Here is a 10112-nt window from a genome sequence, read left to right as displayed (position 1 = left end):
CGCGGACCTTAAAAGGGCGACCTGAACGAAATCGTTGAAGTGACCGGCCTGTAGAGACGCATCTTGCCGATTGTCGGTGAAGCTCAGGAGTTTACGGGCTTCGGGTTTCAGATCACGGTCTTGCTGTAGCTCCAGAAGTGCACGCACTGCGAGGATGGTTGTGGCGGTGCTCCGGCTATCGACGCCGAGGGTGGACAATTTGTTGCGTTCAGATTTCTGGCTGCGCGCATAGGCAACGCCGCAGGATGGCTCCAAACAGAAAAGAAAATTCTTCCTGATCAGTGCTGCAGGCATGCCGCCTTGCCCTTCCGAAACGATTCGGCCGGTGGCGTCGGCAAAGACGGCGATCGGGACATCCCCCCGAGCGTCTGCGCGGACCCGTTCGACGCCCTGAGCTGTCGTCTCCTTCAAGAAATCTGGCAAGCGAGCAAGTAACGTTGAGGTGTCACCGCGCGGCCACGGAGCTGTCTCAGAAACAAAGAGATATGCATCTTCGCCATTGTCATCCCCTGCCTCGCGACGGTCTTCCCGCGGCAGCAGGGTAGTCCCTTGGTCGGTTTGTGTGACAGCGACCCGGTAGTATGGGGTTCCGCAATGTCGGCAGAAGACCATCGGGAATAGCCGTTTTTCGGGCTCTCCCGGCTTTGCCGCCTTCTTTGCTAGATCCAGGTGGCGATCAGCCTCGGGTTCTATCGTCGCCCAGACGGTGTCACCTCTCGTAAGGAATTGATGCAGACGGAAGGCAAAAATCGGAAACCGGCTCGATGCACTTCGGCGTAGCGTTGCACCCTGCAATAGGAATCTGCGCAGCACGGTTGCGCAGTTTTCAGCGGCTGCTCCAGCAAGTTCAGCGAGCTCGGCCGCGGCGCTCTTCTGGTTCTCGATCGGATCACCCTGTAACCGCCGAGGGGCCTGTCTGATCAGGCGTCCAGTCTGAGGTTCTTCTCGAACCCCGAACGTCGACTCGATCCATGAAGCTAATGGATGATTGCGGAATGCCTCATAATCCGTCGGTGGACTTTGGTCCGTAGCGATCGTGGCGCTTATCGTCTCGATTGATGCCTTGTCGATTGTAGAAATCTGAGGCGTTGCGCGCTCGAGCGACTCACCGATCACCTGATCTGCCGTGAAGGTAACACCAAACAGAGATTCGGCGACGCGGGCGACTTCGCGCCTTTGGTCTTCGGAGGTCCCGCCACTTGCCATTGTGGCCGATGTGCCGACGCAGATGCTGTCGGGGCTGTTAAATGCCTGGCGACAACGGCGAATGAGTAGTGCCACATCGGCACCCTGGCGGCCGCGGTAGGTGTGCAACTCATCGAAAACTAGATATGGCAGTCCTTTTGCCGCACGAACGAGCTCACGATCCTCAGAGCGCGTGAGCAGCAACTCGAGCATCATGTAATTGGTAAGAAGAATGTCCGGCGGATCGCGTCTAAGAGCTTCGCGGACGTCGCCTTTTTCCTGACCGGTGTAGCGGGCGAAGCGGACCGGCGGTTGCCCTTCCGGGTAACCTTCCTTGAGAAATTTCGCGAGCTCTTCGTCCTGACTATTGGCAAGCGCGTTCATCGGATAGACGACGATCGCCTGGATGCCGCGGCCAGAACCCTTCCGAAGAACGTGATCGACGATAGGTACGATATAGGCCAAGCTTTTGCCGGAACCCGTGCCGCTCGTCAGGACGTAGGACTTGCCTTCCTTTGCCTTAAGGATTGCCTCGCGCTGATGCTCATGTAGAAGCAACTGCTTCCCGCCAAGGTCAGAATCGGACTTCTCAATACGAAAAATCTTCGCACATTCGCTGTGCAGGACTTTGCTGGTAACGAGGTCATCGATCGTTCCACCAGGCAAGAAGGTGGGATTGAGTTGAAGAAGCGGTTCAGGCCAGAAGGCGCCTGTCGTCAGAGCTTCATCAACAAAATTGTTGATTCGATCATCACGTATTTTGATGAAGCTGCGTGTGTAGCTCTTGTAGTCCGCGACGAGGCGAGCCCTTAGGTCAAAAACGTCCATGACGCGCCTCCGATTGAAAACGTGCCGGTGCCCGTGTCTGATGCTGCGGGCATCGACCCGGCGCATTGGGAGGTCCCCAGGTCATCACAGCTTCGTTCCCTTCGGCTTTGCCGCCACGGAACCCCGCACGTCCAGCGCCTTCAGCCGCTCATACTCCTCCGCCGCCATCACCACGACCACGGGACGATCGTACTTGGTGACCATGACGGGCGCGGCCCGGGCTAGGTCGATCAACTCGCCGAAATTGTTTTTTGCGTCTGCAGACGTGATGGAGCGCATGTGGTCTCCCTTAGGGGAGCCAGTCTTGGCCGAATTGGACAACAGCGCAATGGTCGAATCGTCCGGCGTGGGGGGATTCAGGCTCGGCGACGGCGCTAACCGTTAAATTTGCCGAAATCCCGCATCGAGCTGCTCCCGCCACCCCACAGGAAACGGCTCCATCAGCGCCGCCAGCGTCATCTCCGCCGGCTGCCGGCCGTCGAGAATCGACTCGACGATGGCCGGCGCAAGGAGCGTCAACCGCAGAACCCGACTGACATAGGACGGGTTGATCTTCTCGGCCTTGGCAATCTCGTCGATGGTCCCGTAGACCCCGGTCTCCAGCAGCTTGCGCCACCGAAACCCCCGCGCGATGGCCTTGATCATGGTGCTATCCACCCGCGGGTGCGGCGCGCCCCAGGTCGCGCCTTCCGGCGCGACTACCAGCTTGCGCCCTCCGCGCTTGCGCAGCGTGAAGGGCACGCGAACCGTGAGCGTGCGTGCGTCCTTGGCGAGGGACGCCACGCTGGTCATGCCGCCCTCCGCGACTCGGGGCCGGCGCCGGCAAGGTCGCGGACCAGAGTTGCCAGTCCGTCGACCCGGAGCCGGATATCGATGCCGTCCGGCGCCACGTCGACCCGCTTCACAAGAAGCTGGACGATGCGCGCCTGCTCGGCCGGGAAGAGTTCGTCCCAAAGGGGGTCGAGCCGTTCCAGCGCCTCGCGTACCTCGGATTCCGCCAGCCCATCGATCTCGGCCCGGGCGGCGCGCCATGTGCCGACGACGATCTCCGGCGCCCGCAGGAGGCCACGCAATTGGCTGACGACGGCCGCCTCGATCTCGGCCGCGGATACGCGCCCAACCGGGCAGGCTTCGGGCCCGCGCTTCAGGACCGACTGGCTCACGTAATAGCGGTAGAGCTTCTCGCCGCGCCGCGTGTGGGTCGGCGTCATGGCGCAGCCGGTGGGGCCGAAGATGAGGCCCTTGAGCAGCGCGGGCGTCGAGGCGCGGGTGCGCGCGGCGCGTACTCGCGGGCTCTCGCGCAGGATTCCGTGGACCTTGTCCCACAGGGCGCGGCCGATGATAGCCTTGTGTTCGCCGGGATAGGCCGTGCCTTTGTGGACCGCCTCGCCGATGTAGACCCGATTGTTCAGCAGCTTGTAGAGGAAGCCCTTGTCGACTGGCCGCCCCCGCCGCGTCGTCACGCCCTCGGCGGCAAGGGCGCGGGCCAGCACGGTCGCGGAGCCCACCTCGACGAACCGCTCGAAGATCATGCGGACGGTGGCGGCCTCGGGCTCATTGATGACAAGCTTGCGGTCCTTGACTTCGTATCCGAGCGGCACGAAGCCGCCCATCCACATGCCCTTCCTGCGGCTGGCCGCGAACTTGTCGCGGATGCGCTCGCCGATCACCTCGCGCTCGAACTGGGCGAAGGAGAGCAGGATGTTGAGCGTCAGCCGTCCCATGCTGGTCGTGGTGTTGAAGGATTGGGTGACGCTGACGAAGGTCACGCCGCGCCGGTCGAACACCTCGACCAGCTTGGCAAAGTCCATGAGCGAGCGGCTGAGACGGTCGATCTTGTAGACCACGACGACGTCGATACCGCCTTCCTCGATGTCGGCCAGCAGTCGCTTCAGCGCGGGGCGTTCCAGCGTCCCGCCGGAGAAGCCGCCGTCGTCGTAGCGGTCGGCCAGCCGAACCCAGCCTTCGGGCTTCTGGCTGGCGATGTAGGCTTCGCAGGCCTCGCGCTGCGCGTCGAGGCTGTTGAACTCCATCTCCAGACCTTCCTCGGTCGATTTGCGCGTATAGATCGCGCAGCGGAGCTTCCGGGCGATTTTCGATGGATGGTGCGGCTTCTTCATGGACGGCCCCGTTGGTTCTTGAGACCGAAGAACACCCACCCGTTCCACCGCGTGCCGGTGATGGCGCGGGCAATGGCGGATAGCGACCGGTAGGGCCGCCCCTGCCATTCGTAGCCGTCCTGCAGGACGGTGACGGTGTGCTCGACGCCCTGCCATTCTCGGATCAGCCGCGTGCCGGCGATCGGCTTGTCGTCGGCGCGGGTCCGGCGCAGCACGATATTGCCGCCGTCAAGCTGCTCGCCCAGCGCCTCGAGGCGCTCGACGGTCTCGGGCTTCAGCCCGCCATAGGCGAGCTCCTGGATGCGGTAGGCGAGCCGGCTTTCGAGGAAGCGGCGGTTGTAGGGCGGCGGCTCCGTCTCGAAGAGATCGCGCCACTGCTTCTTCAGATCCGGGGTTGGCGTCGTCTTCAGGGCCGCGATTCGGGCGATGATGGTCTCGGTCATGCTCTTGCCTCACGACTTCGCGTGCGGCTGGCATGACCGCGTTGGTCGGCCGGGAAGTCGAGACAACTTTCTCCAGGGTCGCCGGATACAGGCCTTGACTGGCGGGCTTTAAGCCGAACCAGCCCCCGGGCCAGAATCGCGCAGATTTCGCCGATTCGCTCGGCGGGCGACATGTGCCCCGGAGCAATGGCATTTGGGCCGGATAAGCAATCGGGCATGGGATGGAGACCGTCCGCAACGTGATGTCGATGGGCGAACGGTAGGCACGCCATCCAAGAAACGGAAGTAAACGCGAATCCTTATCGTAGTTGCGCGCAAACAAAGGAGCCGGCGAGAAAAGCGGGTGCCTTTCTTCGCTGCTGCGATCTATTCAATGAGCGGGTAGTTCGCCGCGCCTTTCCGTATGAACCCGGATTTGGGATCGTTTTTCGCGGCGCCATTCCCACGGCATGACGAATTCGCCGGACCAGATGCCGAGACCACTGACCCGCGCCACGGTCTCGGCGCCGACGTAGTCGGACGAATACCGACGGTAGGCGACGGCCCACCCGTTCGCCACAAGCCAGGCGTTGATGTCGTTGCCACCCATGGAACACACACCGACGATCCGGCCGTAACGGTCGGCGTATTGCCGGACGCACGTCACTGGGCGCTGGCCGATCAGCTCTCGGAGCGCCAGGGCGGCCTGTCGGCCGCAGCCCCAAGCGGCGCCATCCCGCCGATGGCATTCCTGAGAGCTTTCCGGCGCGTCGATGCCATGAAGACGAATGCGCTGATCATGGATTTTGATGGTATCGCCGTCGATGACGTTGGCGACACCGATGATGTGGTCGGAATCCGCAAATGCTCCGACAGGTGCCGCCAGAAGCGCGGCAATCGCGAGCCATTTTGCCCAGGAGAACGACACCGTCCGGCTACACCATCAGCCATCTGTAGATGCCGAGCAGGTTGATTGCCGTGAACGCCCCCTGCAGCACGACGAGGCTCAATTCGCGCTGCGCGAATCCAGCCGCGCCCCACAGCAGCGACGAGACCAGGAACAGCACAAATCCGTATCCCGTGACCCCGATGTTGAGCGCGACCAGAACGGCGCCCGCGACGCCGGCGCCGGTGCCGACCCATTTGGCCGGCCGCAGCCAGGGCATCTCCCGATGGTGCCGCGCCATGCCGCGCATGGGTCAGATTTCCCGGGCGAACCAGCGGATGCGGCCGACGATGTTGATCTCGTCGGCCGTCCGCTCGTAGGCGGTGTAGAGGGGATTGTCGGAGACGATCCTCACCCGCGGCGGATCGCCGGCGGGGACGAACTCGAGTCTTTTCGCCACCAGCCCCATGCCGTCGAACAGCACGAACACGCCGGGCGGCGTCGGCGACGCGCGGGAGAGATCGACCAGGATGATGTCGTGATCCTGCAGGGTCGGGAGCATGCTGTCGCCCTCGACATGCATGATGCGGAGCTGGGCCGGATCGGCCTTCAGCTCGTCGCGGATCCAGGCCCTCTGGAAGTGGTACGGCTTGCCGTTCTCGGGCGAGTCCTCGACCAGCCGCCCGCCGCCCATGGCGGCGGTGACGCGGACGGAGGGGATGGCGACGAACATGTCCTCGGAGGCGATGTCGTCGACGATCGGGGGCTCTCCCTCGACCGCGCCCAAACCGTGCAGCAGCCAGTTGCGGTCCGCCTTGAGGGCGACGGCGACCTTCTCCAGCTTGCCGAGATTCGGGTTTTCCGACCGGCCGCGCATGATGTCGTAGACGAAAGAGCGGTTGACGCCGGCGATCTCCGCCACCTGGCGAGCATTGAGCCCGAGCTGCCGGGACCGGGCGCGGAGTCGGTCGGCGAGGGAGTGGCGCATGGCGGCAAGTCCTGTCTGTGGATTTAGTGGATAGTGTGGAATATGTGGATTAAAAAGGATTGATTCATCCTCGTCAAGTCCGTAAGGATTGGGGGCTTTTACCCGGGCGCGGAACGGAACCATGGGCTTGCCGGAGAAGGCTTATTTCGGGCTGGAGGAGATCGAGGAGCGCTGGGGGCTTCCCCGGCGCGATCTCGTCTACCTGGTCGAGAACGGCATTCTCAAGGTCTCGGTCCGGGTGTGGAACCTGCCCATCGAGCGCGGCTACTACGAGGATGGTCCGGCCAACAATCCGCATCCTGTCGCGCTGGAGCAGCGGCGGGTCTCCGGGCTTCTCGATCTCGATCCGGGCGATGCCCGCCGCCTGATCCGGGATCGCCGGTCGGCGGTCCGCCGCTTCGCCGCGCCGGAGGGAGAATACCTCTGCGTCATGCGGCCCGAGACCTCCCTCGACGTCCGGATCGAGGATCTCGCCGTGCGACGCGAGGAGCGGGACCGCATCGAGCGCGATCATCCCGTCGGCGCACGCGCCGCGGGCCGAGCGCCTTTCGAGCACAGGGACGGCTATAAAGAGATCGATCTTCAGGGCCGCACGTTCCACCTCGGCCCGTGCCAGGCCAAGGTCGTGCGCGTTCTCCACGAGGCGGCCAAGTCCGGATCGCCCTGGCGCCACGGCAAGGCGGTGCTGGGCGAGGCCGGCTCCTCCTGCTCGCGCATGGCCGACCTGTTCAAGACCCAGAAGGACTGGCGAACGCTGATCCTTTCCGACCGCAAGGGACGCTACCGCCTCAACCTGCCGATCCCTTGAAAACCGGTCCGGCGCGAAAGTGCCGGTCCATTCGCCGTCCCGCCTCGCCATCCCCCAGCCGGTCCCCCGCTCCATCCCCCGGCGGGAGGGTTTGATCCCCTTTACATCCCCCGATCATCCCCTCGCGATCCCCACGACGTCCGAATCCGGTGTTGGCATCCTCCCCGGCGAACCATCGCTCGCCAGGAGCCGGATGCCATGAATTCCCCGTTTCTCAACCAGATCGAACTCGCCGGACGCTGGCGCCTCTCGCACCGGACCCTGGAGCGCTGGCGCTGGCAGGGCCGGGGCCCGCGCTATCTCAAGATCGGCGGCCGGGTCGTCTACCGCGCCGAGGACATCGACGCCTACGAGTCCGGCCGGCTCTGCCTGAACGCGGGCGGCGAGCTCGTGCCCGCCGCGGAGGCCGCGCGATGAATACGGCCTTCGCCTCGGCAACGCATCTCCGCTTCATCCCGCGCGGACGCTCCCGATCGTCCCCGAACGAACCGGTTCAGCCCGAACTGCTCGCCGGCGAGGCCGCCCTTCTGGCCTGGCTCGAGGTCGCCCGATCGGGCGAATGGCTCGCCTACCACGCCGGCCATCTCGCGCTCGACCGCGCGCGCGGCTGGTCCTCGATGGGCAACGGCGTTCGCGAGGAACTCGGCCGGGTCGCTGACCGAGCGATGGAACTCGCGAACCGGGGCCGGCTTCTGCTGGCCCAGCGCCGCCTCGACGACGGCCGCATTACCTACTTGGCGATCAAGCCGGCGCCGGGATTCCGTCCCGCCGCCACATGCCAAAGCCGCTGATGGAGCCCGCCATGTCCAGCAATCCCTTCACGCGCCACGGCATCGAGCATCTCTCGCCCTCGTCCCTCAACCTCTGGACCGCCGAGCCGGCGTTGTGGGTCATGGAACGGCTCTTGGGCCGCCGCTCGCCCGCCGGCGCCAACGCCGCGCGCGGCAAGGCCGTCGAGCATGGCATCCACCTGGGGCTCCTGGAGCCGACCCTGCCGGTCGCCGAGTGCGTGATGGCGGCGCTGGCCGCCTTCGACCGCGAGATGGCTCTCAATCCCGACGAGCGCCGCGAGGCCGAGCGCAAGAACCTCCCCGGCTATGTCGAGCACGGCCTCAAGGAACTCCGCCAGTACGGCGTGCCCACCGCCCACCAGGAGAAGGTCTCGGTCGCCCTCGACGGCGTGCCCGTTCCCATCGTCGGCTACATCGACTGGCGCTTCGACCAGCACGGGCTGGTGGTCGACCTCAAGACCGCCGAGCGTCTGCCTTCCGCCATCTCGGATTCCCACGGCCGCCAGGGCGCCGTCTACGCCAGCGCGCATGGCAATTACGGCATGCGCTTCGCCTACGTGAAGCCCAGTGCCGGCAAGTCCGATGGCCGGGCGGTCGCCGTCTACGAGATGTCCGGCGACGAGATGAAGCGGCACCTGGACGCGCTCTGCCAGATCGCCATCCGGCTCGGACGCTTCCTCGCTTTGTCTTCCGATCCTCAAGAACTCGCGGGCCTGCTCGTCCCCGACTACGACGCTTTCTACTGGGTGAATCCGACGACGCGGGCCAATGGTGCCGCTGTCTACGGATTCTGAAATGAACGTCTGTCAAATGGAGCCCGCGATGAGGCGGATCATGCTTTCGCAATTTTACTTCACCATGGTCGACGATGCCGATTTCGAATGGCTGTCGCAATGGAAATGGTGTGTCGATCGTTGCCAAGGCGGCCTCTATGCGGCTCGCCGGACAAGTAAGGGCGGAAAGGCACGCAAGGAGCGCATGCACCGCGCAATCCTCAAGGCTCCGCCAGGGATAATCGTCGATCATATCAACGGCAATACGCTCGACAACCGTCGTTCCAATCTCCGGGCCTGCAGCCACACGGAGAACCTCCAGAACATGACGTCGCGAAGCGGAACGTCCCGCTTCAAGGGCGTGGGGTGGCACAAAGCACGCCGGAAATGGGCTGCGCGGATCGTCGTCAACGGCCGGCATGTTCATCTCGGGTATTTCGAGAACGAACGAAAAGCGGCCGAAGCATATGACGCCGCATCCCCAAAGTATTTTGGCCCATTCGCCCGCCCGAACTTCCCAGTCCATCAACCCGAAACCAGCAGAAAGGAGTAACGACCATGCCTCTTCACATCGGCGGCGCCGGCAACGGCAAGCCCTACGTCAAGTACAACGCCAAGGCGGACAAGTGGTTCGTCCGCGGCGAGGACGGCGGCGACCAGGAGATCGCGCGGCCCACCTTCGCCATCGACTTCGCCAACATCGCGACCGGCTGGCTCCTGTTCCGCGAGGGCCAGGCGCCGGAGCGCCGCATCGATCCTTCCCTCGACCGGGCGGCACCCTCCCCCGGCGAGGGCTTCAAGCGGGGTTTCGTCGTGATGACCTTCAGTCCAAAGTTCTTCGGCGGCGTGGCGGAGTTCTCATCCGCCTCGATCCATCTCTCGAACGCGATCAAGGACGTCTACGCCCAGTGGGAAGCCCAGCGCGGCCAGCATCCGAGCCTGCTGCCGGTCCTCGCCTGCACCGGCGCCGAGGCCATGAAGGACAAGTACGGCACCAACTACCGGCCGAAGTTCGAGATCGTCAAATGGACCGGCCGTCCGGCGGAGCTGCCCGACGAAAGCCCGGTCGAGGAGGGCGAAGTCTGGAAGGAGGCTGCTCCCGCCACGGCCAAGCCCCGGGCGAGCCACGTGCCGCCGCCGGCCGCGCCGGCGCCGGCCGATGATCCCATGCTGCGGACGGAGTTCTGATCTCCGTCTTCCCTCGCGGCCCCGGACGACCTCCGGGGCCGCCTTCTTCTTCCGAACTTGATCCGGGGCCAATCCTTGTCGGACGCCGAAGCCTTGCCCGCGATCGAGCCCGAGCCCGAGCGG

General features: G+C 64.5%; 15 protein-coding genes. 6 read left to right on the top strand and 9 right to left on the bottom strand.

What is annotated here, in order from left to right:
* The 9 genes from FJ311_14540 to FJ311_14500 all read right to left on the bottom strand — a co-directional run.
* The coding region (locus FJ311_14540) for a DEAD/DEAH box helicase (protein ID MBM3952657.1) at positions 1 to 2079 on the bottom strand (2079 nt) is incomplete at its 3' end.
* An 18-nt stretch (positions 2080 to 2097) separates the two neighbouring features.
* Positions 2098 to 2292, bottom strand: coding sequence for a type II toxin-antitoxin system Phd/YefM family antitoxin (locus FJ311_14535; GenBank protein ID MBM3952656.1), 195 nt, complete (start codon positions 2290 to 2292; stop codon positions 2098 to 2100).
* Positions 2293 to 2394: 102 nt separating this feature from the next.
* Entirely contained in the window at positions 2395 to 2805 is a 411-nt protein-coding gene (locus FJ311_14530; GenBank protein ID MBM3952655.1) for a hypothetical protein, read from the bottom strand.
* The gene (locus FJ311_14525) at positions 2802 to 4133 is read right to left on the bottom strand and encodes a recombinase family protein (GenBank protein ID MBM3952654.1); all 1332 of its coding nucleotides are present in this window, start codon (positions 4131 to 4133) and stop codon (positions 2802 to 2804) included. Before FJ311_14525 ends, FJ311_14530 begins: the two co-directional genes overlap by 4 nt.
* Complete coding sequence (locus FJ311_14520; GenBank protein ID MBM3952653.1) at positions 4130 to 4576, bottom strand: DUF2924 domain-containing protein; 447 nt, start codon at positions 4574 to 4576, stop codon at positions 4130 to 4132. The genes FJ311_14525 and FJ311_14520 overlap by 4 nt, the downstream gene beginning before the upstream one ends.
* Positions 4573 to 4794: a hypothetical protein gene (locus tag FJ311_14515; GenBank protein ID MBM3952652.1), complete on the bottom strand. Its 222-nt coding sequence runs from the start codon at positions 4792 to 4794 to the stop codon at positions 4573 to 4575. The genes FJ311_14520 and FJ311_14515 overlap by 4 nt, the downstream gene beginning before the upstream one ends.
* Before the next feature lie 152 nt (positions 4795 to 4946).
* Positions 4947 to 5483: a thermonuclease family protein gene (locus FJ311_14510; GenBank protein ID MBM3952651.1), complete on the bottom strand. Its 537-nt coding sequence runs from the start codon at positions 5481 to 5483 to the stop codon at positions 4947 to 4949.
* Between the two features lie 7 nt (positions 5484 to 5490).
* Positions 5491 to 5721 (bottom strand): hypothetical protein, encoded by a 231-nt coding sequence (locus FJ311_14505; protein MBM3952650.1) that lies wholly within the window; start codon positions 5719 to 5721, stop codon positions 5491 to 5493.
* A 33-nt stretch (positions 5722 to 5754) separates the two neighbouring features.
* Positions 5755 to 6429, bottom strand: a complete 675-nt coding sequence (locus tag FJ311_14500; protein ID MBM3952649.1) for a LexA family transcriptional regulator — start codon at positions 6427 to 6429, stop codon at positions 5755 to 5757.
* 121 nt (positions 6430 to 6550) lie between these two features.
* On the opposite strand from FJ311_14500, the gene FJ311_14495 reads away from it, so the two are divergent.
* From FJ311_14495 to FJ311_14470, 6 genes are all read left to right on the top strand, one after another.
* A complete protein-coding gene (locus FJ311_14495; protein MBM3952648.1) occupies positions 6551 to 7237 on the top strand; it encodes a hypothetical protein in 687 nt (228 codons plus the stop codon).
* 198 nt (positions 7238 to 7435) lie between these two features.
* Complete coding sequence (locus tag FJ311_14490; protein ID MBM3952647.1) at positions 7436 to 7654, top strand: helix-turn-helix domain-containing protein; 219 nt, start codon at positions 7436 to 7438, stop codon at positions 7652 to 7654.
* On the top strand, positions 7651 to 8028 hold the full coding sequence (locus tag FJ311_14485; GenBank protein MBM3952646.1) for a hypothetical protein: 378 nt from the start codon (positions 7651 to 7653) through the stop codon (positions 8026 to 8028). The genes FJ311_14490 and FJ311_14485 overlap by 4 nt, the downstream gene beginning before the upstream one ends.
* Positions 8013 to 8822 carry a PD-(D/E)XK nuclease family protein gene (locus FJ311_14480; protein MBM3952645.1) on the top strand — a complete coding sequence of 270 codons (810 nt, stop codon included), beginning with the start codon at positions 8013 to 8015 and terminating at the stop codon, positions 8820 to 8822. The genes FJ311_14485 and FJ311_14480 overlap by 16 nt, the downstream gene beginning before the upstream one ends.
* Positions 8797 to 9354 (top strand): hypothetical protein, encoded by a 558-nt coding sequence (locus tag FJ311_14475; protein MBM3952644.1) that lies wholly within the window; start codon positions 8797 to 8799, stop codon positions 9352 to 9354. The genes FJ311_14480 and FJ311_14475 overlap by 26 nt, the downstream gene beginning before the upstream one ends.
* A gap of 5 nt (positions 9355 to 9359) precedes the next feature.
* The gene (locus tag FJ311_14470) at positions 9360 to 9989 is read left to right on the top strand and encodes a hypothetical protein (GenBank protein ID MBM3952643.1); all 630 of its coding nucleotides are present in this window, start codon (positions 9360 to 9362) and stop codon (positions 9987 to 9989) included.
* Positions 9990 to 10112 lie beyond the last annotated feature (123 nt).

This window comes from Rhodospirillales bacterium (assembly GCA_016872535.1).
Taxonomy (GTDB): Bacteria; Pseudomonadota; Alphaproteobacteria; order Rhodospirillales; family 2-12-FULL-67-15; genus 2-12-FULL-67-15.
The sequence above is the reverse complement of the archived record's forward strand: the minus strand, read 5'-3'. Positions and strand labels throughout refer to the sequence as shown.